The sequence below is a fragment of the Microbacterium koreense genome (assembly GCF_042677105.1).
In the GTDB taxonomy this organism is placed as follows: Bacteria; Actinomycetota; Actinomycetes; order Actinomycetales; family Microbacteriaceae; genus Microbacterium; species Microbacterium koreense.
Genome location: NZ_JBHTIM010000001.1, coordinates 65,461 through 90,228 on the forward strand (window position 1 = coordinate 65,461; position 24,768 = coordinate 90,228).

Consider the following 24,768-nt stretch of genomic DNA (forward strand, 5'->3'; position numbering starts at 1 on the left):
GACCCTCGATGTCGGTGGCACCGGCGAAGATGGAGCGGTGGGAGATGTGCTCGAGCGGTTCGGCCCTGCAACGCAGGACTGGTTCCGTGGCGCCTTCGCGGCGCCGACGACTGCACAGGCAGGCGCGTGGGATGCGGTGTCGCACGGCAAGCACGCGCTCGTCGTGGCACCCACCGGCTCGGGAAAGACGCTGTCGGCATTCCTGTGGGCGATCGACCGACTTTTCCGTGAGAAGGATGCAGCGGCGCCCGCTGTTCCGTCGAAGCGCAAGACCATACGGCCGCAGTCGACGACGCGGGTTCTCTACGTCTCGCCGTTGAAGGCGCTGGGCGTGGATGTCGAGCGGAACCTGCGTTCACCGTTGGTCGGCATCGGGCAATCCGCGCGCCGGTTGGGCATCGCCGTACCCGAGATCACGGTGGGCGTCCGCTCGGGCGACACCCCTTCGGCTGACCGCCGCAAGCTCGTCGCCCATCCGCCGGACATCCTCATCACGACCCCCGAGTCGCTGTACCTGATGCTCACGAGCCAAGCGCGAGAGACGCTGCGCGACGTGCACACCGTCATCGTCGACGAAGTACACGCCGTCGCGGCGACCAAGCGCGGAGCGCACCTCGCCGTCAGCCTCGAGCGCCTCGACGCATTGCGCCGCGAAAACGATCCCGCGGTCGCGGACGTTCAACGCATCGGCCTGTCGGCGACCGTGCGGCCCATCGACGAAGTCGCCCGTTTCCTCGGGGGTTCTGCTCCCGTCGAGATCGTGGCCCCCCGCGCGACGAAGGCCTTCGACATGCGGGTCGTCGTTCCCGTCGAAGACATGCTGCATCCGCCCCCGCCGCCCGGCGCGCCCGCACCCTCCGACGGCGACGCCGAGTGGTTCTCTGAGGAACCACCCGCGCCGGTCGGCGGCGTGTGGCCCCATGTCGAGGAAGCGATCGTCGACCGCGTCATGCAGCATCGCTCGACGATCGTGTTCGTCAATTCCCGGCGGTTGGGCGAGAGCCTGACCGCGCGATTGAACGAGATCTACGCGCAGCGCGAGGGACTCGACGTTCCCGACTCCACTGTGCCGGCGCAGATGATGGCGCAGTCCGGTGCCACGGCCGGCGTCGCGCCGGTTCTCGCGAAAGCGCACCACGGGTCGGTCTCGAAAGAACAGCGCGCGCAGGTCGAAGACGACCTGAAGTCCGGCGTCCTGCGGTGCGTCGTGGCGACCTCGAGCCTGGAGCTCGGCATCGACATGGGAGCGGTCGACCTCGTCATCCAGGTCGAAGCTCCGCCGAGCGCGGCCTCAGGCCTGCAGCGCATCGGACGTGCCGGCCACCAGGTCGGCGAAGTGAGCCGCGCGGCTCTCTTTCCCAAACACCGCGCCGATGTGCTCCACACGGCGATCGTGACCGAACGGATGCTGGCAGGTCAGATCGAAGCGATCTCGGTTCCGCAGAACCCGCTCGACATCCTGGCGCAGCAGACGGTTGCCGCCACCGCCCTCGACACACTCGACGTCGAGGGGTGGTACGAGACCCTCAAGCGGTCGGCGCCGTTTCGAAACCTTCCCCGCTCGGCGTACGAGGCGACGCTGGATCTGCTCACCGGCCGCTATCCATCCGACGAGTTCGCCGAGTTGCGTCCGCGCCTGGTGTGGGACCGCGACCACGGCACGCTCTCGGGCCGCCCCGGCTCGCAGCGCATCGCGGTCACCAGCGGCGGCACGATCCCCGACCGCGGCCTGTTCGGCGTCTTCATCGCCGGGGAGAGTCAGAACGCGCGGGTCGGTGAACTCGACGAAGAGATGGTCTACGAGTCTCGGGTCAACGACGTCTTCACGCTCGGCACGACATCATGGCGGATCGTCGAGATCACGCACGACCGCGTGAACGTGCTCCCCGCCTTCGGGCAGCCCGGTCGGGTGCCGTTCTGGCACGGCGACAGCATCGGGCGTCCGGCCGAGCTCGGCGAAGCGCTGGGGCGATTCTCGCGCGAGATCTCCGCGGCGACGGCCGAGGTCTCGCGGGCGCGTCTCCACGACGCCGGCCTCGACGCCCTCGCGCAAGGAAACCTGATGGCCTATCTCTCGGAGCAGAAAGAGATCACGGGCACCCTGCCCACCGACAAACACCTCACGGTCGAGCGCGGGCGCGATGAAGTCGGCGACTGGCGTCTCATCCTGCATTCCCCGTACGGCATGCAAGTCCATGCGCCATGGGCACTGGCGGTGAACGCCCGCATCCGGGAGCGGCTGGGCGTAGAGGGATCGGCTGTTGCCAGCGACGACGGCATCATCGCGAGGATTCCCGACGCCACCGCAGAACCGCCGGGAGCCGAGCTGTTCGTCTTCGACCCGGACGAACTCGAGCAGATCGTGACGGACGAAGTCGGAGGATCGGCGCTGTTCGCCTCGCGCTTCCGCGAGTGCGCGGCCCGAGCCCTGCTCATGCCCCGCCGTGACCCGGGTCGGCGCAGTCCGCTGTGGCAGCAGCGGCAGCGCTCCGCGCAGCTGCTCGAAGTCGCCCGGCGGCATCCGACGTTCCCGATCATCCTCGAAACACTGCGCGAGGTCCTGCAGGACGTCTACGACGTCCCGGCCCTGCTGCGGATCGCCCGCAGCATCGGCGAACGCCGCATCCGGCTCGTCGAGACCGAGCCGTCACAACCGTCGCCCTTCGCGCGCGATCTGCTCTTCGGGTACGTCGGCGCGTTCATGTACGAGGGCGACTCGCCGCTGGCGGAGCGTCGCGCGGCGGCGCTGTCGGTCGACCCGTCGCTGCTGAGCGAACTGCTCGGCAAGGTCGAGATGCGTGAGCTTCTCGATCCGGAGGTCATCGCGCAGCACGAGCGCGAACTGCAGCGTCTCGATCCGGAGCGCCACGCGCGAGGTCTCGAGGGTGTCGCCGACCTCTTGCGCATCCTCGGACCGCTCGACGCGCACGAGGTCGCGGCACGCACCACCGATGGTGGTCCGATCACCGCCGACGACGCCTCGGCCCTTCTGGACGATCTCGTGGCCGCGCGACGTGCGATCGCGGTGGTGATCGCCGGCGCGGCACGCGTCGCGGCGATCGAAGACGCCGGGCGACTGCGTGACGCGCTCGGAGTCGCGCTACCTGTGGGGGTGCCCGTCGCCTTCGTCGAACCCGTGGCCGATCCCCTCGGCGATCTCGTCGCACGGTTCGCCCGTACCCACGGGCCCTTCACGACGGATGCGGTGGCGACGCGTCTGGGTATCGGCACCGCGGTCGCGCGACACACCCTGCAACGGCTCGAATCGCAGGGCCGACTGGCCGGCGGATACTTCCTGCCCGATGCCGGTCCCGGATCGCCCGCCACCGGGGACGACCTCGAGTGGTGCGATGCGCAGGTGCTCCGCCGGTTGCGCATGCGGTCACTCGCTGCCATCCGCGGCAGCGTCGAACCCGTGCCCCCGTCGGCGTTCGCGCGGTTCCTCCCCGTTTGGCAGTACGTGTCGCGACCCCTCGAAGGCGTCGACGGCGTCGCTGCGGTCATCGAACAGCTCGCGGGCGTGCCGATCCCCGCCAGCGCGTGGGAGTCGCTGGTGCTCCCCTCACGCGTCGCGGACTACACGCCGGCAATGCTCGATGAGCTGACTGCGTCGGGAGATGTTCTCTGGTCGGGTCAGGGGTCGCTTCCAGGTCGAGACGGATGGATTGCGCTCCATCCCGTCGACACCGCGCCTCTGACGCTCGCCCCTGTCGACGACGAGATCACGCCGGGGTCGCTCGAGCACCAACTGCTGCGCGCGATGGAGGCCGGCGGCGGCTATTTCGCATCCCAGCTCCGCGCGCAGACCGGCGCCGACAGCGAGCAGGCGGTCGTGGACGCACTCTGGTCCCTCGCCTGGGCAGGGCGCGTCACCAATGACACGTTCGCGCCGATCCGCAGCCTGGTCCGCGGCGGGTCCACGGCCCATCGTGTCGCGCGCAAGGCCCCGCGCACGCGCATGTATCGCGCCACCACGGCCCGCGCGATGGCGCCCGCGGTTCCCCCGCGCACCATAGGCGCGGGAGGGCGCTGGTCGCTCCTTCCCACACCCGACGGCGACCCGACTTTGCGGGCGACCACCGCAGCGAGTCTGCTCCTTGATCGCTACGGGGTCGTGACGCGGGGGTCCGTGCAGGCCGAGGGTGTGCCGGGCGGCTTCGCGCAGATGTACCGAGTGCTCGCGGGGTTCGAAGAGGCGGGCCACTGTCGCCGCGGCTACGTCATCGAGACACTCGGCGCCGCCCAGTTCGCCGCATCCACCACCGTCGATCGGTTGCGTGAGTACGCGGGCCTCGCCGACCCGCCTCCGCGCACCGCAGTGACGTTGGCGGCGACGGACCCGGCGAATCCGTACGGTGCAGCCCTCGCGTGGCCGACGCTCGACGGGATCACGCATCGGCCGGGCCGCAAGGCCGGCGGTCTCGTCGTACTCGTCGACGGCGCTCTGGCCCTCTACCTCGAGCGAGGCGGCAAGACCGCGCTGGCATTCACCGACGATGACGAGGTGCTGCGTGCGGCCACGCGCGACCTGGCCGACACCGCGCGCACCCGCCGCCTCGAAACCCTCACGATCGAGCAGGTCAACGGCGCTTTCGTCCTGGGCACCGACATCGGTCGCGCATTGCGCGACGCCGGGTTCGTCGAGTCCCCGCGGGGCCTGACCCTTCGACGCCGGACGGCGGGCGAAGCGGCGCGGGCCACATGAAGCAGAACGAGATCGCCCATGCCCGAAGGTGACACCGTGTTCCGTGCCGCGCGGCGGTTGGACGACGCCCTCGCGGGGCGTGAGGTCACACGCTTCGACCTGCGTGTCCCGCAGGCGGCCACAGTCGACCTGAGCGGCCTCGTCGTCGATGCCGTCGTGGCGCGCGGCAAGCACCTGCTGCACCGCATCGGTCCCTGGGTGTTGCACTCCCATCTCAAGATGGAAGGTCAGTGGCACGTGTATCCGAGCGGCGGCCGTTGGCGCAGACCGGGACACACAGCCCGCGCCGTCGTCTCGACCGCGACGCACGACACCGTCGGATTCGACCTCGCCGAGATCGACGTCGTCCGCCGCGAGCGCGAGGGGGATCTCGTCGGGTACCTGGGTCCGGACCCCCTCGGCCCCGATTGGGATGCCGCCGAAGCCGCCCGGCGGGTGGCGCGAGACACCCGGGCAGTGCACGTCGCGCTGCTCGATCAGCGATCGGTCGCCGGTTTCGGCAACGTCTACGCGAACGAGTTGCTGTTCGTCCGCGGCATCGCACCCACGACCCCGGCTTCGGACGTCGACGTCCCCGCACTCCTCGATACCGGGGTGCGCATGATCCGGGCCAACCGCGATCGCTCCGCGCGCACCTTCACCGGGGATGCACGCCCCGGTCGGCGCACCTGGGTCTACGGGAGAGAAGGCGCCGACTGCCGGCGATGCGGGACGACGATCGAAGCGACCTCACTGGGCGCCGACCCGACCCGAGAGCGCACCGTGTTCTGGTGTCCGCGGTGCCAACCGGCGGTGGAATAGGCCGCTTCGGGCGCGCATGAGCGACCGACGTCGGACATCGATCCGAAACACGCCGGTCACGCCCGCCCGGACGATCTGTCAGACCGTGAGACCGACAGCCCGCGGATCGTCCGGTTCGTCCGGACCTGCGTTGCGCGTGCGTCATCCGGCTGGATGTAATACGCGGTACATTCACCCGGCCGCGCGACGGTGCGCGGCGCTGACCAGGAGGCCTCCACAGGTGACCACAGCGACCGACGCGCACGCGAGCCGACAGCCCACGGATGCCGCGGCACCCGACCGCGGCGCCGTCGTCATCGACGCAGTCACGAAGCGGTACGGCGACCAGACCGCCGTCGACGATCTCTCGTTGTCGATCGAACCCGGCGAGTTCATCTCACTGCTCGGTCCGTCCGGGTGTGGCAAGACGACCACGCTGCGGATGATCGCGGGTTTCGAGAATCCGGATGCCGGCGACATCCGCATCTCAGGGCAGTCGGTACTGGCGGCTCCGCCGTACCGTCGCGACGTCAACACGGTGTTCCAGGCCTACGCCCTGTTCCCACACCTCTCGGTCGCCGAGAACGTGGCGTACGGTCTGCAGCAGCGACGCACGCCCAAGGCCGACATCCGCGAACGGGTGTCACAGGCGCTCGACCTCGTGCAGATGCGTCGATTCGCAGACCGCAAGCCCACTCAGCTCTCCGGCGGACAGCAGCAACGCGTGGCGCTCGCCCGCGCACTGGTGAATCGTCCCGCAGTCCTCCTGCTCGACGAGCCGCTGGGAGCCCTCGACCGGCAGTTGCGCGAAGAGATGCAACTCGAGCTGAAGCTGTTGCAGGCCCGCTTGGGCATCACCTTCGTGTTCGTCACACACGATCAGGGCGAGGCCCTGTCGATGAGCGATCGCATCGCGATCATGCGGTCCGGACGCATCGAGCAGCTCGCCGACGCCGACACGGTCTATGCGCGACCTTCGTCGGCCTACGTCGCGGCGTTCGTCGGTCAGCAGAACTTCTTCCGCGGAGACGTCTCCGATGGGGGGACGACCGTCGTCTCCGCCCACGCGGTGGTGAAGGGGGACGTTCCACGCCTCGCGGGTGCACCACGCGGCGAGGCCGCCGTGCGCCCGGAGAACATCCGGATCACCGCCGCCACCGCGCGTGCGGGCACCGCCGAGGTCAACCGTGCCCAGGGTGAGCTCATCGGCGTCTCGCATCTCGGCGACACGATGCAGTACCTCGTGAAACTGAGCGACGACCAGAGCCTCATCGTGCGACGCCCGACTCCCGACGCACCGTCGCTGCGCATCGGCGACCCCGTCAGCTGCGAGTGGCTGCCCACGCACGTCTTGCTCTTCCCTCTCGACGATGCCGCCGAAGCCGGCGGCTACATCGCCCCGCCCACGAACTGACACCCGCGACCCGACAACCAGGAGATCACGATGGCCGAACCCCGCACCCCTCTGCGCATCCTCGCACCGCAGGAAGCCGTTCCCACCATCGCGCGGGAGCTGTCCCGCCGACGCTTCCTCGGCCTCGCCGCGATCGCCGGCGGCACGGCGTTCCTCGCCGCCTGCAGCCCGGGCGGGAGCGGCGAACCGGCACCGCAGGCGACCGGAGGCGACCTCGAGTCGAGCCTGTCGATCTACACCTGGGGCGACTACGACTCCCCCGACGTGATCGATGCGTTCACCGGCGAACTCGGTCCGACGGTCACGATGGACTCGTATTCGTCGAACGAGGAGCTGATCGCCAAGCTCATCGCCGCGCGGGGCACCTCCGGCTACGACATCGTCGTGCCGACCGGTGTGTTCATCCCGCAGATGATCGAGAACGGGTTGCTCCTGCCCCTCAACAAAGACCTCCTGCCGAACCTGACGAACATGGACCCGTCCGCGCTCGGTCGCGCATGGGACCCGAACAACGAGTACTCCGTCTGCAAGGCATGGGGAACGACCGGGTTCGTCTACGACCGCAACGTCATCTCCCGCGAGCTGACGACATGGGGCGACTTCTTCGACGCCGCGCAGAACGAGGCCAGCGGCCGCACCGCCATGTCGGATGACCCCGCCGGCATCATCGGCGCCTACTTCTGGGCACGTGACATGGACTGGAACACCGAGGATCCCGCCGAACTCGAGGAGTGCCGCCGCTACCTCGTCGAGGAGATCGCCCCGCACATCTCGGCGTTCGACTCCTACCCCGGCACCAACGCGATCCCGCAGGGCACGCACGCGCTCATGCAGTCGTGGAACGGCGATGCACGCCTGGGCCTCATGGAGACGAGTGAGCCCGAGCGCTGGCAGTGGGTCCTCCCCGGACCCATCACCGAGCTGTGGATGGACAACTGGGCCATCGCCGAGGGCGCACCGAACCCGGAGGCGGCGCACGCGTTCATCAACTTCTCGATGACCCCCGAGAACCTGCTCCTCAACCTCGACTACATCGGCTACAACGTCGGCGGAAAGGACACCGAGGCCGAAGCAGTCGCCGCGGACTTCCCGCTGACCGACATGGTCTTCTTCGACGAAGCACAACTCGCCACGATGAGCGAGCAGGTCCTCAACGATTCGCAGACCACGCGCGTGGCGATCTGGAACGAGATGAAGGCCGCCGCGGGTGCCTAAACGCTCCACCGGAGCCGCGCTCGCCGTCCCGGCATGGGCGTGGCTGGCCGTGTTCTTCGTCGCCCCCGTCGGCATGGTCGTGTGGTTCAGCTTCGGGTACAAGCCCGGCGTGTTCGGAACCCACGCGAACGACATCCTGTCGTTCGACCGATATGTCGAGGCGATGTCGCCCACGTTCTTCTCCACGTTCCAGAACACCCTGTGGGTCGGGATCTTGGGCACGGTGATCTGTTTCCTTGTGGGCGCACCGGTGGCGTACTGGATGGCCTTCAAGGTGCGGCCGCAACGGCGGGGGCTGCTGATCGCCCTCGTGCTCGTGCCGTTCTGGACGAATTTCCTCGTACGCACGATCGGGTGGCAGGTCATCCTCGCACCCGAAGGGTGGATGTCCACCGCACTCCAGGCGATCGGCGTTCTCGACGGGCCGTTGGAACTGATGTACACCCGGACGGCGGTCGTGATCGGCGTCGTCTACAACTACCTGCCACTCATGATCCTGCCGCTGTTCGTGGCCTTCGACCGTGTCGGCCCCGCACTACGCGAAGCGTCGAAGGATCTCGGAGCGGGCAAGATCCGCACGTTCTTCCGTGTCACGTTGCCGCTGTCGCAACCGGGCATCATCGCCGGGGTCTTGCTGGTGTTCATCCCGCTCATGGGTGACTACATCACCGCGACGGTGTTGGGCGGCGCCCGGGGCAACATGGTCGGCCAGCTCGTGGCCAGCCAGTTCCAGACGGCGCAGAACTGGGCGCTCGGCTCGGCGATGGCCGTGCTTCTCATGCTGGTCATCACGCTCACGATCGCCGCGGCGGCGGCGGTCATCTGGCTGGTGTCCCTGCCGTTCCGAAGTTCCAACCGGCTCGTGCTCGGTCCGGCACCGACGCACGCGCAACAACCGGCATCCGCCCCCGAACGCGAGGGAGTCGTGGCATGACCGCGCAGCAGCCGACCACCGAAGCGATCCTCCGCGCTCGCGACGGCGGCACGCCCGCGCGGGCACGCGGGCAGCGTTCCTGGTCGGACGTGGCGCTCGGGGTCTGGGGCATCCTGGTGATGCTCTTCCTCTTCGCGCCGATCATCGTGATCGTCGTCTACTCGTTCAACACCGGTCGACTGCTCGTCGCGTGGGACGGCTTCGGCTTCGACGCCTTCCTCACGATCCTCGAGAAACCGGCGATCCAGAACGCCGTGCGTGTCTCACTGATCACGGCCTTCATCTCCGCGATCATCGCGACTCTCATCGGCACACTGGCGGGCATCGCGATGGCCCGCTATCCCGGCAAGTGGGTGTGGTGGTTCTTGGTGCTGCTGCTCCTGGTTTCGGTCACCCCCGAGATCGTGGATGCCGTCGCGCTCCTGCCGTTCCTCGTGTGGCTGGGGCAGGACCTCGGGCTGACCATGTTCAACGACGGAATCGTCAGGCTCTCGGTGGGGTCGTCCCTGTTCTCGACCGCGGTGGTCTCGTATATCGTGCGGGCACGGCTGGTCGGGCAGGACGCACATCTCGAAGAGGCCTCGGGCGATCTGTACGCCACACCGCTGACCACGTTCCGCCGTGTGACTCTGCCCCTGGCGATGCCCGCCGTTCTGGCCGGATTCCTCCTGGCGTTCACGCTCGCGCTCGACAACACGATCGTCGCTGCCTTCGTGCAGGTGTCGGGGACGACCCCCTGGCCGGTCTACGTTCTGAGCGCCGTCCGATCGGGCCTGCGCCCCGAGATCGCCGCGGTGTCGACGATCATGTTGCTCCTGACCCTCGTGGCCCTCGCACTCGTCGCGCTCGTGCTGAAACGGGCGGGCGACTCGGCGACGCAGATCGCGCGCACGATGACAGGAGGGTGAGCGTGGTGCACGCCGATCTCGTCTTCCGCGGCGGTCCGGTGTTCACTTCCGACGCGGTACGGTCGCGCACCGACGCCGTCGCGGTGTCGGAGGGTCGGATCGTGGCCGTCGGCCGAGAGGTCGACGACCTCGTCGGTTCGGGCACAGAGGTCGTGGACCTCGCAGGCCGCCTCCTCGTTCCCGGTTTTCAGGATGCCCATGTCCACCCCGTGTGGGGCGGACTGGACATGTTGCGCTGTGATCTTGCGGCGTTGAACACCGCCGACCAGTATCTGGCGGCCATCGCGGACTACGCGCAGGACCACGCGGATGACGCCTGGGTCCTCGGCGGCGGGTGGCAGATGTCGGCGTTTCCGGGTGGCACCCCGACCGCGGCCGCACTGGACACCGTCGTACCCGATCGCCCGGCTTTCCTCCCGAACCGAGACGGTCACGGCGCGTGGGTGAACTCCGCAGCCCTGCGCCTGGCCGGCATCGACCGGCACACCCCGGACCCGGCCGACGGGCGCATCGAGCGGGATCCCGACGGTTCCCCGACGGGGACGCTCCACGAGGGCGCGATGACCTTGGTCAACCGACTGCTGCCCGAGGAGCCGCCGGAACGATTGGTCGAGGCACTGCTCGTTGCGCAGCGGTACCTTCACTCGTACGGCATCACGGCCTGGCAGGACGCGATCGTCGGCGCCTACGGCGACGCGGGAGATCCGGCCCCGGCGTACATGGCGGCCGCGGCAGACGGGCTTCTCACCGCCCGTGTCGTCGGGGCGTTGTGGTGGGACCGCGGACAGGGCGTCGAACAGATCCCGTCGCTCGTCGACAGGCGCGCGCGCTTTCGTGCCGGACGCTTCGCCGCGACGTCGGTGAAGGTCATGCAGGACGGCGTCGCCGAGAACTTCACGGCCGCGATGCTCGAGCCCTACTGCGACGGGCACGGGCACCCGACCGACAACTCCGGCATCTCTTTCGTGCCGCCGGAACTGTTGGCCGAAGCCGTCCCACTCCTGGATGCCGCAGGCTTCCAGGTGCACTTCCACGCGATCGGAGATCGCGCCGTACGGGAATGCCTGGATGCGGTCGCCGCGGCGATCGCACGCAACGGGCGCGGTGACAATCGCCACCACGTCGCGCACATCCAGGTCGTGCATCCCGAGGACGTCCCCCGATTCCGCACACTCGGGGTCGCGGCGAACATGCAGTCACTGTGGGCGACGCTGGAACCTCAGATGGTGGAACTCACCCTTCCCTTCTTGGGGCAGACGCGGAGCGCCTGGCAGTACCCGTTCGGCGACCTCCTGCGCTCGGGCGCAGTGCTCGCCGCCGGGAGCGACTGGTCGGTGACTTCCCCCGATCCGCTCGCGGCGATTCACACAGCGGTGAACCGGATGCCGGCGCCCGGGTACGAAGACGGCGAGGAACACCCGTTCCTCCCCGAGCAGGCGATCGACCTCGCGACGTCGCTCGTGGCGTACACGGCCGGGTCGGCATGGGTGAACCATCTCGACGACACCACCGGGACGATCGAGGTCGGCAAGTCCGCGGACGTCGCTCTGCTCGACCGCGATGTGTTCGCCGGCCCCGCCGATGAAATCGGAGCCGCGAGGGTTCTGCAGACATTCGTGGAGGGCGAGCGCGTGTACGCGGCGGACGACGCGTAGGGATCGCGGCGGATTCCGCCGGATCGTCCGGATCTCGCGGCATCCGCTGTCTCCGCAGCGCAGGAGCACCGACGATCGAGTGAGCACCGGATGAGAGGACGCACTGCCGTGGGAACGACGGTCTACGAACGCCAGAAACCCGCACCGACGCTCGTGGTCGAGAGCCTCGCCGACGCGCGCCACAGCGTGTTCTGGCTCGACGATCTGCCCGCTCAGCCCGCACGCCCCGCCGTGAGCGGTGGCATCCCGGCCGACCTCGTCGTGGTCGGCGGTGGGTACATGGGGTTGTGGACGGCACTCCTGGCCAAGAAGCGCCGCCCCGAGGCGCGCGTCGTGCTCCTGGAGGCACGCACCGTCGGGTGGGCTGCGTCGGGACGCAACGGCGGTTTCTGCGAAGCGAGCCTCACCCACGGCCATGAGAACGGCGCGTCGCGCTGGCCCGATGAGATCGAACAGCTCGACAGGCTCGGGCTGGAGAACCTCGACGCGATGGGCGACGACATCGCCGCACACGGCATCGACGCCGACTGGGAGCGCGTCGGCGCTCTGGGCGTTGCGACCGAGCCTCATGAAATCGCCTGGCTCGACGAGTGGGTGGCCGACGCGCAGCGTCGCGGCGAGGAAGGCGTCGTCCGCCTCGACCGTGCCGAGGTGCAGGCGACGATCGCCTCACCCACATTCCTCGGCGGAGTCTTCGAGAAGAACACCAACGCGCTCGTGCACCCCGGCAAGTTGGCGGCGGGTCTCGCGCAGGCCGCCGAGGCCCTGGGCGTGCAGATCTTCGAGCACTCGCTCGTTCGCGACATCGACGACGAGGGCGCGGGCGTGGTCGTGCGCACCGCCGACGGCGAGGTGCGCGCGGCACAGGCGGTGATCGCGACGAACGTGTTCCCCTCGTTGCTCACCCGCAACCGCCTGATGACGGTGCCGGTGTACGACTACGTCCTGATGACCGAGCCCCTCACCGACGCCCAGTTGGCGTCGGTCGGGTGGAAGGACCGCCAGGGCCTCAGCGATCTCGCGAACCAGTTCCACTACATCCGTCTGAGCCGCGACAACCGCATCCTGTTCGGCGGGTACGACGCCGTCTATCACTACGGCCGCAAGGTGCGCAGTGCGTACGAGGATCGCCCCGAGAGCTGGCAGAAGCTCGCGAGTCACTTCTTCACGATGTTCCCCCAACTCGAGGGCGTCCGATTCACCCACAAATGGGCAGGTGCCATCGACACCTCCACGCAGTTCTGCGCGTTCTTCGGCACCGCGCGCCGGGGACGGATCGCGTACGCGGCCGGATTCACGGGGTTGGGGGTCGCGGCAACCCGCTTCGCCGGTGAGGTCGTCCTCGACCTGCTGTCGGGCGAAGCGACCGAGCGAACCGAACTCGAGATGGTGCGCCGGCGGCCGTTGCCGTTTCCGCCCGAGCCTGCGGCATCCATCGGCATTCAGGCGACGCGCTGGTCACTTGATCGTGCCGACCACAACGAAGGACGCCGCAACATCCTCCTGAAGACGCTCGACGCGCTGGGTCTGGGGTTCGACTCGTGAGCCGGCTGACCTCGGGGGTCGCGGTGGATGCGGCGTTCCTCCCGGTTCCGTTCGACCCCGTCGAACCCGAGAAGGTCGTCGCGGGAAGCCCTCAGGCGCGCTACCTGGATCTCGACGAAACGGCTGGACGCACCGTGGGCGTGTGGGAGCACACCCCCGGCGTCTCCCGCGACGTCGAGAGCGACGAGGTCTTCGTGGTGCTTGCCGGCGACGCGACCGTCGAGTTCATCGATCCGCCGCATCCGCCGATCGACCTGCGCCCCGGCGTGCTCGTTCGCCTCAAAGAGGGAATGAGCACGGTCTGGACGGTACGTGAGACCGTGCGGAAGGTCTACATCGCCCCGTAGGAGCTCAGCGTCCGGCGGCCCGCCGGACCAGCAGCGCCAGGTGTAGCGCCGTCTGGGTCTCGCCATCGTCGAGGTCGACCGCGAGGAGCTCTTCGATGAGTGCGATGCGTTGATAGAACACCGAGCGCGACAGATGGGATGCCGAGGCCGCCGCCGTGCGGTTGCCCGGGTGTGCCAGCATCGCCTCGAGAACGTCGATGAGGTCTCCGCCTCGGGAGAGATCGTGCGAGATGAGCGGCGCGAGCATCCGCTCGCCGTGGTCGAGTAAGCGATGATCGCCGCGCAGCGAGGTCACCAGCTGCACGAGCGGCCGCTCATCGGCGCGGCGCAGGAAGGGGCCGCGACCGGCCGGGCGCTGCCGGGCGTGAGCGAGTCCGACCGCCTCGGTGAGGGAGGCGAGTGCCGGTTCGAGTCCGTCGGCAGGGCGCCCGATCGAAAGCACGAGCCTGTCGGCGGCCTCACCGGAGTCGACGAGCGCCCGCGCGAACGTGACCGCAGTCGCATCATCGAGCGTCACACCGGACGGGAGGGACAGGAGGATCACCGCCGCGGGGGCGGCGACACCGGTCGGCGCGGAGCCGGCGATCGCACGTCCGCGCAGCGCGCGGGCCGCGGCGTCGGTCGCCTCCGCCGTCACCCGCGCACCGGTCGCGACGATGCCGTACAGGTTCATGCCGCGCAGCGGCAGCCCGGCGGCTTCGAGCCGCGCCGCGGCGCCGCCCGCGCCGGCGAACCGTCCGGCGAGCAGTCCGTCGACGAGTCGGCGTCGGCTGACGCGTCCCCACTCGTCCCGCTCGCCGTCGGCCAGCCGTCCCACGGCGAGCGCGATGGCACCCTGTTCGAGCACGGCGACCCGTCCGGCAGGATGTTCCGGCCCGGGCAGCAGCACGAGGTGCCCCCATCGGATGCCGCGGGCCTCGACCGGCACGACCACCCAGTCATCAGCGCCGGGCATCGCGCCGCGCTCGCGGCGTTGGTCCGCCCGTCGATGGGCGGCACGGGAGCGCAACTCCCATTCGGTGAACAGGTCCTCTTCGAGCGCCAACGGGACTTCGGCGGCGATGACCTCGTGAGCACGGTTCTCGAGGACGACGGGAGCGCCGAGGGTCTGGGCCAACTGACGGACGATGTAGTCGGCCGGCGATCCTCGCAATGCCAGCGCGGTGAATCGTTCGCGCACCTCGTCACGGGCGAGGAGCGCCTCGGTCTGATCCGAGATGACGCGACTGTGTACGGCTTGGGTGAGCGTGACGAACTTGACCTCGCGATGCAGCACGATCACGGCGAGGCCCCGCTCGGCGGCGGCGTCGACGAACCCGGTCGGCGTCTGGGCGAACCGCGTGCCGAGTTCGAGAATGACGCCGGCGACCCCGACGTCCGACAGACTCAACGCCAGATCCCGCAACTCAGCCGGATCATCGGGCCACGCGGAGCCGGTCGTCAGCAGAAGTTCCCCGCCATCGAGCAGGCGCGCGACACCGGGGCTGTCGGAAACGTGGAGCCACCGGACGCGGGAGTCCAGTCCCGTCTCGCCGGTGACGACCTCGGGGAGACCGTCTTTCACCGCTGTCAGAGCGAGCACGTCGCGCAGCGAAGGCAGGGTCTCGTGCGGCGCGCGTCCGGTCGGACGATCCGTCTGATGCGCACCACCGCGCGCCCCGTCGACCCTCATACGCCGTTCTCCTTCATCGCTGACACGCGCATCGGCGCCGCGGGGATCAGCCTAGACGATCTGTCCGGAACAGATCAGCGACGCGGCGTCCAGCCGGACGGCAACGGCGAACCGACCGCGGCGCGTTCGCGATCGGCGCGCGCCGACCATCCTTGGGCCTCGTCGACGGCGTCGAAGCCCCCTCGTGCGACACGGAACCCCACGTCGTCGTGGTGCATCCGCGGTGCTCCACCGCGACGTGTCCCGGCCCGGACGCTCCACGCGTCATCCGCGAACCCACCGCCCCGGAACACCCGGTAGTCGTCATAGCGCGCGGTATCGAGGTGGTCCCAGCACCACTCCCAGACGTTGCCGAGCGTATCGAGCATGCCGTTCAGGTTCGGAAGCTTCAGGCCGACGTCCTGCGGCGCGGTCACACCGTCGGCACTCGTCCATGCAACGTCGGCGAGCGGACCGTAGTGCGGACCGGTGGACCCGGCACGGCACGCGTACTCCCACTCCGCTTCGGTCGGCAGCCGGTATCCGTCGGCATCGACCTTCCAGGTGACGTCTTCGCCGTCGAGGGTGTACACGGGTTCCCGTCCCTCCCACTCCGAGGCCGCATTGCAGAAGCGGACCGCGCGCAGCCACGACACCTCGACGACCGGGCGCCGCGGATGCGTCCCCGAGATGCCGAGCATCTCCGCCATCTGCTCCTCGGTGACCGCGAAGACGCCGATCTCGAAGTCCTCCAGCACCGTCGTGCGACGCTGTCGGCGACGTGCGTCGTGGAGGGTGACCGCTCCGCCTGACAGCGCCACCATCTCGAGGTCACTCACGGAGGCAGTCTGCCACGGCGATGGAGCGCCGATGCGCGGGAATGAATGGACCGGAGCATGTGTTGTGAACAGAACGTCGGCTCCCCGAGGGGCCGCAGGAGGGGATCGTGGGCAAGAACTACGTCGATATCGAGAACGACCGCGGCGAGGTGCTGCGGTACCGCAAGCACGCCAACGGCCGTGGCTTGATCGCGCACGGCGCCAAGGTGCACCCGACGGCCACCGTCGAGCTCGGCGCCTATGTCGAACCCGGTGTGCGGATCGCCGAGGGCGTCTATGTGGGCCGCGGAGTATGGGTCGAGACGGATGCCGTGATCGGCCCGGACGCCCGCATCGCACCGCACGCGCACATCGGTTCAGGCGCGGCCATCGGCGCCGGCGCGAAGATCGGCATCCGTGCCAACGTCGGCACCGGAGCGCGCGTGGCTGTGGGATCGCTCATCGGTGATGACGAGACGATCCGCGACGGCGAGAAGGTCGCCACCGACGGCCGGGGCTTGCGCTCCGCGGCGTGAGACCCGTCAGGTCAGATCGCGCAGCCGAGCGACGAGACCGCCTTGCTCACCCGCACGCCGCTCGTAGGTCATCGCGATGATGAGGAGCACGGCCCCGACGACCGCGAGCGTGATCCACCACGGCATCGCGTCGATACCGCGCCCGATCTGAACGGCGAACGCCAGCACGTTCTCGACCGGGAGAACGACGATGCCGACGACGAACGGCGCCGCCAGCCGACCGCTCGCCCCCACGAGAATTGCGCCGAGCGCAAGCACGATGACGAGGATGGCGCGCCACGTGAGCGGGTCGGTGAAGGTGGCGGCGATCGACGCGCTGAGGGTGACGACGAGCCCCGGCGCGAGGAGCGCCCACGACCCGTGCCACGTCGCCGGCCACGCAGTGACCGATCTCTTCGGCGGAACTGCCGTGACTGCCCGCAGTGCCATCCACCCGGCCACCAGCAGCGCTGCACCCAAAGGCAGCGAAAACCACTCGACGCGCAGGTCGCGCGGGCTCCACGCGACGACGGCGGTGATGAACGCGAGCGCGAACAGGAACCACACCGGAGGAAGACCCGTGCCCGCGCGCAGGCCGCGCGCGGAAGCGACGACGAGCGCGCCGAGCACCGCCAGCATGAGGGCCCACATCGTCCAGATCGTGAACCAGTCTCGTTCGATCGCCGGCCAGACCCCCGTGGTCAACACCGCGAACCCGACCGCGGACAGCCACCGGGTCGTCACCCATCGGGACCTCGGCTCCGCGACGGTCCGCAGTCCGCGGGCGGCGCCCAGTGCTGCCGTCGCGGCAAGCCCGGCGATGCCGAGCGCCGCGATCACGGCGGGTGTCGCCGCCGGCGGTGAATCGATGCCGACGCCGTAGCGCGCGCCTTGGAGCGCGCCCGCGACCGAGGCTGCGAGCACCGCGGCGAAAGTCACCCGCGCGAGCACCCGCATCCGCTCGCCCTCTCCACGCGCCGACCTGCCCCGGCCGAACCACGTCCCGATTGCCGCAAGACCCCACGCTGCTGCGACGAGCGCGACGCCGCGCACCGGCGTGGGTGCCACCGGCACGAGCGCGACCAGCGGCAGTATCGCCACACCGAGTCCGACGGCCATGAGCGAGGCCCCGCGCCCCCGATGCCACACCAGAATCGCACCGACGAGAGCGAGCGTGATCGCCGGTGGCAGCACGTACGCCTCGATGGCGGCGAGCGGTACGTGTGCCAGCGCGAGTGCCGCCCAGAGCGCGCCCGTGCCGGCGACACCGGCCATCCACCATCCGTATCGGCGCCGACCCACGGTGGCGGTGAGCACCCCTCCTGCGGCGAGGATCACGAACACCATCGTCGCCGTCGGGAGCCCGGCAGCCTCGCGCAGCAGCGCCAACGCCGCGGTGATGGCCGCAGTCACGAGCGTCGACGTCTCAATGGCGACGCGCACCGCGGTCGCGTCGTCGCCACCGATCCGCTGCGATACGAGCGCACGGACCCGCCCGGTGAGGGGAAGAACACTCGCTACCAGCACGGCGATCAGCGGCAGCACGACGGGCGATCCACTCGAGAGGAGGATCTGCGCGCCCAGGCACACGATCACGACGGCGAGCGACGGAACGAGGATGCCGGCCGCCAGCACACGGATCGCCCGCACGAGGCCGCGCCTGCGCGTCTGCACGAGCGCGACGGCGAGCAGAAAGACGAGCGACGTCGACAGCGCCGTCCACCCGCTGCGCTCGACGACGACCTGCGCGACGCCGAGGACGAACGGCACCGCTGTCACCATGAGCACGGCGTACCACCCCCGCACGCTCACGCGGGGCGTGAACGTCGCGATGATCGCCGAGAGCGCCGCCACCGAGGTCGTGAGGCACATCACCGCAACAGCGGAAAGGCCCGTCTGCGCGAGCGCAACCGCGATCGCCACGAGCGCGTACGCGTAGCCGATCGCGACGTACACGAACCGCGCGCCGGCCGGCATCACCGCTCCGATCGCCGTGACGGCCACGATCACGGCGATCGCCCACGAGGGAGCCGTTCCCGGTATCTGCCACGACAACACGGCGGCGGTCACCGTCAGGGCGTGCGCACCCGTGATCAGCGGAACGCGAACAGCGGCGGGACGCAGCGCCGGGATGCGGCGTGCTCCGATGGCGAGCGTGGCGGCGAGTACGAGACCGAGCGCGATGCGTGCGGGCAGCACGATGGTGGGCACCGTCAGCACGACCAGGAGCGCCAGCATCCCGTACCAGAGGCCGACGGCACCGACCCAGCGCGTTCCGAGGGGCGGCGGGCCGCCGTCGGGAACGATGGGAGGTCGACGGCGCTCCCGCAACCAGGCGAACGCGATGAGCCCGACGGCCAGTGCCGTCAGTCCCGACGCCGTCGCAACGGCATCGAGTCCCAACGAGTCCCAGCCGAGCACGGTGCCGGCGCCGAGGATGATCGCCATGCCCGTCGGTTGAAGAGCGACCGCGGCGACGACGATGAGGGCGCCGCCCGCCACGAAACCGACGTCGGCAGTTCGGGGCAGCGGCGCAAGCGTCGTGATCACGATCGCCCCAAGCACGACACCGGCGGGGAGGGTCGCGACGAGCCACACTTCGGGCACATCGATCGCGAAGACGCCGACGGCGACGGCTGCCGTCGCGAACGCACCCGACAGCACGCCCCACATTCGCGAGGCAGCATGCGCCGTCGAGAAGGCAGCGAGCACGGCGGATGACGCGAGCACCGCGCTCAACGACAACGCGAGAGAGTCGGACCACAGCGCGCCGAAGAGAACGCCGTGCACCGGCGCCACGATGATCGCGCACACCTCGATGACGGTGAGCGTCGCCGTCTCGCTGCGCAGCGGCGCCCCGATGCGGCGCGCCACGGCTCGCCTCGTCCCCAGCAGGGCGAACGCGACGAGGGCGACGCCGAGGTGGCCGACGACGGGTGCGTTCGCGGCATACCCGACCATGGCCGGGACGAGGGTCAGCGCGACGGCGCCCGCCGCGAGCCATGCGCGAAGACGCGCGCGCAAGGCCAAGGCGCACAGGAGAACCCCGCCGATGACGCTCCCTCCCGCGGCCACCGCCCATGCTGTGACGCTCGCCGCATCGGTGGCGGTCGCAAGCGCATGCACGTCGAGGCCGACGAACACGGCCCCGAGGGCGGCGACCGCCTCTGCGGACGACCGAAGTCCCTGGCGCACGAGCATGAGCGCCCCGCAGATGAAGACAACGGTCACCGTGCCCAGAACTGCGCCGCGCAGCGCCCCGCCGAGGTCGGGCGTGAAGAACGAGAACACGATCGCCGCGACGGCGACCAGGCCCGCGCCCGCGACGGCGAGAACGGACTGCACGGTGGCGCTGCGTCGTGTCGCCCGCGAGAGCGGCGGCTTCGGCGGCGCGGCCTGCGGGACGGTCGACGCATCCGGCCGCTGCCTCGTCGGCACGCGATCCAGCACCTGTTGACGCGCGTGGAGCGCGTCGATCGCCGTCTGCGATGCCCGCCAGAGCTCCGACCCGATCGGACCGCTGTAGTCAGCACCGCAACGACGGCACGACGGCGAGTCGAGCGTCGCTGCGCACCGCGGGCAGACCATGGTGTCGGCCAATGCCGCCAGCGCCGTGTCGCTCCATCGCGGCACGACGGCGGTTGCCGAGGTCATTCGTCATCCACCCACTGCAGGATGTCGCCGGGTTGGCATTCGAGCACCCGGCAGATCGCGTCGAGCGTCGTGAACCGTACGGCCTTCGCGCGGCCGTTCTTCAGCACCGAGACGTTCACCGGGGTGATGTCGATCGCGGCGGCGAGTTCGCTCACCGACATCTTCTTCTTCGCCAGTTCGACATCGAGATTGATGACGATCGCCATCACACGACCTCCGAGAGATCATGCTCGAGCTGGGTCGCCTTCCGCAGCAGACCGCGCAGCACGACGATCAGCAGCGACAATCCGGCGCCGACGACGATGCCGAGCACGCAGAGAAGGGTGATCGACCCGTTCATCACCCCGGATGCGGTGAGCGTGACCAGCGTCACCGCCACGAGCAGCGTGGCGAAGGCCACGGCCCACAGGCTGACGTCGACTTCCGGCACGGTGGGCTGGGTGAAGATCGCGTCCTCGCGCACGAGCGACAGCAGTCGCCAGACACAGATCAGCACGACCTGCACGCATGCGAGGAAGAGGATGCCGATCACGATGCCGGGCACCTGCAGATAGGCGATCTGGTGATAGCGCCAGGCGGACTGTTCGGCCACGAGCGGCACGACGAAGATCTGACAGGCGAGGATCATCGCCAACAGCACGCCGATGAGTCCCTTCAGGATCACAATGGTTGACCGCTGCATGACACCTGCCTATCGCTATTCGATCACTAGATATCGAAAAACGATAGCTATAGCGGCATCCGATCGCAACCGTTCGTCCGCTCCTGCGTGGCCGTTCGGCGTCGCCGCGGCTGCGCGGGTGGCTACGCGAAGAAGAACAGCACGAACCCGATCAGCGGCAGAACGCCCTGGATGAGCGCGGGTCGCAGGTAGCGACGACCCGACGTCACCAAGACGAGGGAGGCCGCCAGCATCGACCCGAGGCTGAACAAGGTGAGCGCGCGGCCGGCGATGTCGGCGGGCGATCCGTCACCGCCGACCCAGAACAGCACCAGGCCGAGCGTCGCGCCGATGGCGAGGAAAAGGTTGTAGAACCCCTGGTTGTACGCCATCGGCTTCGTCGCTTCCGCGGTGGCCTGATCGCGCACACCGAAGCGCTTCCAGATGCGCGGTTGCGACCACTGCACACTCTCCATCACGAAGATGTAGACGTGCAGCAGCGCGGCGAGGGCACCGACGACGGTGGCGATGATCGCGATCATGCCCGAACTGTAGCGGAACGCGCCGGTAACCTGGTGCCCATGGCGAAGCGCACCCGGAAGAACGCGTCATCCGCGCCTCGCCCGCCGAGAGGCACCTCCCCTGCCCCGGCTCCCTCGGGTCCGTTCCGGCTCGGAGCGATCCCCGGCGCGACGCCGGGCAAGTGGATCGACGTCTGGCGCGAGCGGATGCCGAGAACGCCGCTGGAGCTCGTGCACCTGAACGTCGCGGAGCAGCGCGACGGGCTCATGTCCGGAACCGTCGACGCCGCGCTCGTGCGGCTGCCGATCGACCGCGACGGTCTGCACGTCATTCCGCTCTACGACGAGCTGCCTGTCGTCGTCGCCTCGACGGATTCCGCCCTCACTGCGGTCGACGAGCTGCATCGGGAGGACCTCGCCGGCGAGGTGCTCATCGTTCCTGCCGACGACGTGCTCGACATCACTGTCGACGACGAGATCGCGCCGTCGTTCCCGCCACCACGCGACACCGCCGAAGCCATCGCCACCGTCGCCGCAGGTGTCGGCGCGGTCATCGTGCCGATGTCGCTCGCGCGGTTGCATCACCGCAAGGACGTCACCTACCGCCCGCTGATCGACGGCCCGACCTCGACGGTCGGGCTCGCCTGGGTCGCCGAACGGACGACGCCCGCGATCGAGACCTTCATCGGCATCGTGCGCGGGCGGACGGCGAACTCATCGCGCAGCTGAGTCCGCCGGCCGACCCGTCGCCCCCGAACGGATCCGGGGGATGTCGTGGACCCGAAACCACGACATCCCCCGACGGATCGGTCTGCCGAAGATCTGCGCGCGCGCTCTGTCACTTCGACGCCCCAAAGCGACCTACCCCACGTGTGCCGCCGACCGTCCACAGTGAAGGAGACACCACTGGGGACCGTGATACACCGGTTCCGAGATTTTTCTCAGAACCCGTCTCCGTGCGCATGGAAGGGCGCCACGATGCCGGTTGATTCCTGAGCACGTGCCAGCGCGTTCGCCGGTGCGTCCCCGGCGGCGAGTCCCGCGTGCACCGCCGACAGCAGCTCACACGCCGCGTCGTCGGCCACGACCACCGGGGCCGCCATCACACATCGTGCGCCGGCGTGCAGCCAGACACGGGTCATGCCGACGGCCTCTTCCCCCCACCGCACACTGGATCTGCCTACCTCGCAGGCAGAGAGGATCACGGTCGTCGGCACGTCGGGAATCAGATCGACGTCGTAGCCGAACAGCGTCCCGTCAGCGAGCTCGATGCCCGAGAACAGCGGGTTGTCCGCCGCATGGCGTCCGTGCGCGGCCACATGCAGTACGTCGGAGCGCGACGCTGCGTCGGTCACCGCCGCCACGGTCGCAGTGTCCCCCCGCAACGTGATCGGCCTCTTCCACGCCGCTGCTCCCCGCGTGACCTCTTCACCGGCTCGCGCCACATAGGGGCCTGCCGCGAATGCCGCCCGCAAAGGATGCGCACGCGGCACGGACGTGTCGGCGACCCACCGCGAGACCGACGACGCGATCGTGAGCGGGACGCCCCGGAGCGCGGGCAGCATCGCCCATGGAAGCCCGGCGAGAACGCCCGGCACGGTCACGACGATCCTGCCCACACCGGGAACCGACGCCGCGAGGGGCTCGACGAGCGCACGCGACAGGTCGGCGAGCCGCTCCGACAGGGACTCCTGGACGATGCGCGCCATCGGTGCGTTGCGGACGGATGCCGACACGTCGAGGTCGGCCCGCAGACCGTCGAGCAGGGCGCTCACCCGCGCCCAGTCGAGGTCGACCAGGCGCACGGAGGTCGCGGTCACGACGAGGGCCACCAGTCGCTTCCCGTCGAAGACGTAACAGAACAGCGCGTCGCCGTCGGCGAGCCGCTCGCGGGCGTGGTCGAGCCCCACCCGTGCGTGCGTGTCGTCGGAAGCCGCTCCCGCCCACAACTGTGCCCGGGCGCGATCGAGGAGGCTGGCCGCACGAGCATCGGCCGCGGCATCCGATCCAGGGTCGGCAAGGCGAAGGCGGCGGATCTCAGCGAGGTGCGCCGCCACCTCGGGATCTCGCGGCGGACGTAGCGGCACGACCTGCGCATTGAGGTGACGCGAGCGCTCCGACCATTCGAACACCACCGCGGGATCGCGCGACGTCACCGCTGAGGTCAGCCCGATGCCGATCAGACCGAGCCCCTGCATCCCGATGGGTCCCTGCTGTTCGAGACTCGCGCCCCGCTGCAGGGATCGCTCCAAGAGGTCGATTCCCGCCGCGGCGCGCCGCCGCGCCTGATGTTCGCGGCCTGCGGCGCGGGCACGCTCTGCCGCGACCTCGTGTGCGAGCACCTGGACTTCCAGGGGCGCCTCCGGTCCTACCCGCGGCGCGCGAGACGGTGAACTGCCGTCGCGCCGCACATCGCCCAGAACCTGGGCCAGCCGCAACGCCGTGGCGTCGTGGTCGAAGCCGATGCGGCGTAGGCGCCTCACCACCTCATCGACAAGTGTCCGAGGAGGCCGACGCCCGGCGGTCGGCCGCGCACCCGAACGGTCGATCCTGCCGCGCGCGAGACGCGCCCGCAGGTGGAGTCCCTCGGCCCGCGCCGCCCAGGCGTCGCTGCCGAGTCGTCGATATCGACGCGCGGATGCCGCGGCCACCTCCGCCGCGCGCGCCGGGTCATGGTTCAGCAGCGACCGGGCAAGCTGGTACTCCGCCCGTGCGCGCTCTCCCGGCGCGCGCGCACGCCCGAAGGTTCGAGCGACCGCCTCGAGGCTGCGCTCCGCTTCGGTCACCAAGCCCGCTTCGCGTAGCACCTCGGCGTGGTCGAGCTCATTGATTCCCGCCCACACGTCGGAGGTGTCGTCGATGGGTTCGCGCACCGAACCCATCACGCGGAGCGCTTCGACAAGATCGCCCGCGAGCATCGCGACGTAGCCGCGGTTGTGAACGGTCAGTGACGCCTCGACGTGGCGTCCTTCGGATCGGAACACCGCCTCGGCCCACTGCAGATCGGCGACCGCGGCGTCGAGAGCCCCCTGCTGCATCAGGGCGATGCTGCGGTTCATTCGCACGTTGGCGCTGCGCACGGCCTGACCGTCGGCTCCGGCGAGCCCCTCGATGCCCTGCGTCAGCCAGTCGACGGCGCTCGCGAGGGCTCCGCGTTCGAGTTCGAGCGCCCCCATCTGCCCCGCGAGGATCGCGCGGGTCGTCTCGCCGACGCCCGCCCGCTCGCGGGCACGCCGGCAGAGGTCGAGGCCTGCCTCGACGCCACCCGTGCGCGCGATGACGTAGGCGGTCGTCCCTTCGATGCGCGCGGTGAGATCGTCATCTCCCGCAGCTGCCGCGGTCTCCCATGCGTCCTTGAGCACCTTCTGCGCCATCGTGTAACGTCCGGCGTTCGCGAGCGCGACGCCGCGCGCGGCGAGGTCTTCGGCGTCGGCGGTCACACAGT

The 24,768-nt window shown here is 69.6% G+C and carries 18 protein-coding genes; 11 read left to right on the forward strand and 7 right to left on the reverse strand.

Annotated features, from left to right (window positions below):
- Nucleotides 1-37: 37 nt before the first annotated feature.
- The 9 genes from ACFQZV_RS00235 (at nucleotide 38) to ACFQZV_RS00275 (ending at nucleotide 13,503) form a co-directional block, all read left to right on the forward strand.
- Nucleotides 38-4,705, forward strand: a complete 4,668-nt coding sequence (locus ACFQZV_RS00235) for an ATP-dependent helicase (RefSeq protein ID WP_378753959.1) — start codon at nucleotides 38-40, stop codon at nucleotides 4,703-4,705.
- 18 nt (nucleotides 4,706-4,723) lie between these two features.
- Nucleotides 4,724-5,506: a DNA-formamidopyrimidine glycosylase family protein gene (locus tag ACFQZV_RS00240; protein ID WP_378753939.1), complete on the forward strand. Its 783-nt coding sequence runs from the start codon at nucleotides 4,724-4,726 to the stop codon at nucleotides 5,504-5,506.
- Nucleotides 5,507-5,726: 220 nt separating this feature from the next.
- Nucleotides 5,727-6,899 (forward strand): ABC transporter ATP-binding protein, encoded by a 1,173-nt coding sequence (locus tag ACFQZV_RS00245; RefSeq protein ID WP_378753937.1) that lies wholly within the window; start codon nucleotides 5,727-5,729, stop codon nucleotides 6,897-6,899.
- Between the two features lie 30 nt (nucleotides 6,900-6,929).
- The gene (locus ACFQZV_RS00250; RefSeq protein ID WP_378753935.1) at nucleotides 6,930-8,114 is read left to right on the forward strand and encodes an extracellular solute-binding protein; all 1,185 of its coding nucleotides are present in this window, start codon (nucleotides 6,930-6,932) and stop codon (nucleotides 8,112-8,114) included.
- Nucleotides 8,107-9,048 (forward strand): ABC transporter permease, encoded by a 942-nt coding sequence (locus tag ACFQZV_RS00255; RefSeq protein WP_378753934.1) that lies wholly within the window; start codon nucleotides 8,107-8,109, stop codon nucleotides 9,046-9,048. The genes ACFQZV_RS00250 and ACFQZV_RS00255 overlap by 8 nt, the downstream gene beginning before the upstream one ends.
- Nucleotides 9,045-9,956 (forward strand): ABC transporter permease, encoded by a 912-nt coding sequence (locus ACFQZV_RS00260; protein WP_378753933.1) that lies wholly within the window; start codon nucleotides 9,045-9,047, stop codon nucleotides 9,954-9,956. The genes ACFQZV_RS00255 and ACFQZV_RS00260 overlap by 4 nt, the downstream gene beginning before the upstream one ends.
- Before the next feature lie 2 nt (nucleotides 9,957-9,958).
- Entirely contained in the window at nucleotides 9,959-11,611 is a 1,653-nt protein-coding gene (locus ACFQZV_RS00265) for an amidohydrolase (RefSeq protein WP_378753957.1), read from the forward strand.
- Between the two features lie 108 nt (nucleotides 11,612-11,719).
- Nucleotides 11,720-13,156 carry an NAD(P)/FAD-dependent oxidoreductase gene (locus ACFQZV_RS00270; protein WP_378753955.1) on the forward strand — a complete coding sequence of 479 codons (1,437 nt, stop codon included), beginning with the start codon at nucleotides 11,720-11,722 and terminating at the stop codon, nucleotides 13,154-13,156.
- A complete protein-coding gene (locus ACFQZV_RS00275) occupies nucleotides 13,153-13,503 on the forward strand; it encodes a cupin domain-containing protein (protein WP_378753931.1) in 351 nt (116 codons plus the stop codon). Before ACFQZV_RS00270 ends, ACFQZV_RS00275 begins: the two co-directional genes overlap by 4 nt.
- A gap of 4 nt (nucleotides 13,504-13,507) precedes the next feature.
- Here ACFQZV_RS00275 and ACFQZV_RS00280 read toward each other — a convergent pair whose 3' ends face one another.
- Both ACFQZV_RS00280 and ACFQZV_RS00285 read right to left on the reverse strand, forming a co-directional pair.
- A complete protein-coding gene (locus ACFQZV_RS00280; protein ID WP_378783218.1) occupies nucleotides 13,508-15,175 on the reverse strand; it encodes a PucR family transcriptional regulator in 1,668 nt (555 codons plus the stop codon).
- 74 nt (nucleotides 15,176-15,249) lie between these two features.
- Nucleotides 15,250-15,978, reverse strand: coding sequence for a formylglycine-generating enzyme family protein (locus ACFQZV_RS00285; RefSeq protein ID WP_378753677.1), 729 nt, complete (start codon nucleotides 15,976-15,978; stop codon nucleotides 15,250-15,252).
- Between the two features lie 122 nt (nucleotides 15,979-16,100).
- Between ACFQZV_RS00285 and ACFQZV_RS00290 the strand changes: the two genes are divergently transcribed.
- Nucleotides 16,101-16,508: a transferase gene (locus tag ACFQZV_RS00290; RefSeq protein ID WP_378753613.1), complete on the forward strand. Its 408-nt coding sequence runs from the start codon at nucleotides 16,101-16,103 to the stop codon at nucleotides 16,506-16,508.
- Between the two features lie 6 nt (nucleotides 16,509-16,514).
- Here ACFQZV_RS00290 and ACFQZV_RS00295 read toward each other — a convergent pair whose 3' ends face one another.
- The 4 genes from ACFQZV_RS00295 to ACFQZV_RS00310 form a co-directional block, all read right to left on the reverse strand.
- Entirely contained in the window at nucleotides 16,515-20,141 is a 3,627-nt protein-coding gene (locus tag ACFQZV_RS00295; RefSeq protein ID WP_378753615.1) for an SCO7613 C-terminal domain-containing membrane protein, read from the reverse strand.
- On the reverse strand, nucleotides 20,138-20,347 hold the full coding sequence (locus ACFQZV_RS00300) for a helix-turn-helix domain-containing protein (protein WP_378753617.1): 210 nt from the start codon (nucleotides 20,345-20,347) through the stop codon (nucleotides 20,138-20,140). Before ACFQZV_RS00300 ends, ACFQZV_RS00295 begins: the two co-directional genes overlap by 4 nt.
- The gene (locus ACFQZV_RS00305) at nucleotides 20,347-20,823 is read right to left on the reverse strand and encodes a DUF2975 domain-containing protein (protein WP_378753619.1); all 477 of its coding nucleotides are present in this window, start codon (nucleotides 20,821-20,823) and stop codon (nucleotides 20,347-20,349) included. The genes ACFQZV_RS00300 and ACFQZV_RS00305 overlap by 1 nt, the downstream gene beginning before the upstream one ends.
- A 122-nt stretch (nucleotides 20,824-20,945) precedes the next feature.
- Nucleotides 20,946-21,344: a DUF1304 domain-containing protein gene (locus ACFQZV_RS00310; RefSeq protein ID WP_378753621.1), complete on the reverse strand. Its 399-nt coding sequence runs from the start codon at nucleotides 21,342-21,344 to the stop codon at nucleotides 20,946-20,948.
- Between the two features lie 39 nt (nucleotides 21,345-21,383).
- Here ACFQZV_RS00310 and ACFQZV_RS00315 point away from each other — a divergent pair, with 39 nt between their 5' ends.
- Entirely contained in the window at nucleotides 21,384-22,052 is a 669-nt protein-coding gene (locus ACFQZV_RS00315) for a LysR family substrate-binding domain-containing protein (RefSeq protein ID WP_378753623.1), read from the forward strand.
- Between the two features lie 212 nt (nucleotides 22,053-22,264).
- Here ACFQZV_RS00315 and ACFQZV_RS00320 read toward each other — a convergent pair whose 3' ends face one another.
- Nucleotides 22,265-24,763, reverse strand: a complete 2,499-nt coding sequence (locus ACFQZV_RS00320; RefSeq protein WP_378753625.1) for a CHAT domain-containing protein — start codon at nucleotides 24,761-24,763, stop codon at nucleotides 22,265-22,267.
- Between the last annotated feature and the right edge of the window lie 5 nt (nucleotides 24,764-24,768).

Excerpts from the sequence above, each read along its gene's own strand:
- ACFQZV_RS00240 (WP_378753939.1), top strand. The coding sequence starts at position 4,724 with ATGCCCGAAGGTGACACCGTGTTCCGTGCCGCGCGGCGGTTGGACGAC.
- ACFQZV_RS00250 (WP_378753935.1), top strand. The coding sequence starts at position 6,930 with ATGGCCGAACCCCGCACCCCTCTGCGCATCCTCGCACCGCAGGAAGCC.
- ACFQZV_RS00260 (WP_378753933.1), top strand. The coding sequence starts at position 9,045 with ATGACCGCGCAGCAGCCGACCACCGAAGCGATCCTCCGCGCTCGCGAC.
- ACFQZV_RS00280 (WP_378783218.1), bottom strand. The coding sequence starts at position 15,175 with ATGAGGGTCGACGGGGCGCGCGGTGGTGCGCATCAGACGGATCGTCCG.
- ACFQZV_RS00285 (WP_378753677.1), bottom strand. The coding sequence starts at position 15,978 with ATGGTGGCGCTGTCAGGCGGAGCGGTCACCCTCCACGACGCACGTCGC.
- ACFQZV_RS00295 (WP_378753615.1), bottom strand. The coding sequence starts at position 20,141 with ATGACCTCGGCAACCGCCGTCGTGCCGCGATGGAGCGACACGGCGCTG.
- ACFQZV_RS00300 (WP_378753617.1), bottom strand. The coding sequence starts at position 20,347 with ATGGCGATCGTCATCAATCTCGATGTCGAACTGGCGAAGAAGAAGATG.
- ACFQZV_RS00305 (WP_378753619.1), bottom strand. The coding sequence starts at position 20,823 with ATGCAGCGGTCAACCATTGTGATCCTGAAGGGACTCATCGGCGTGCTG.
- ACFQZV_RS00310 (WP_378753621.1), bottom strand. The coding sequence starts at position 21,344 with ATGATCGCGATCATCGCCACCGTCGTCGGTGCCCTCGCCGCGCTGCTG.
- ACFQZV_RS00315 (WP_378753623.1), top strand. The coding sequence starts at position 21,384 with ATGGCGAAGCGCACCCGGAAGAACGCGTCATCCGCGCCTCGCCCGCCG.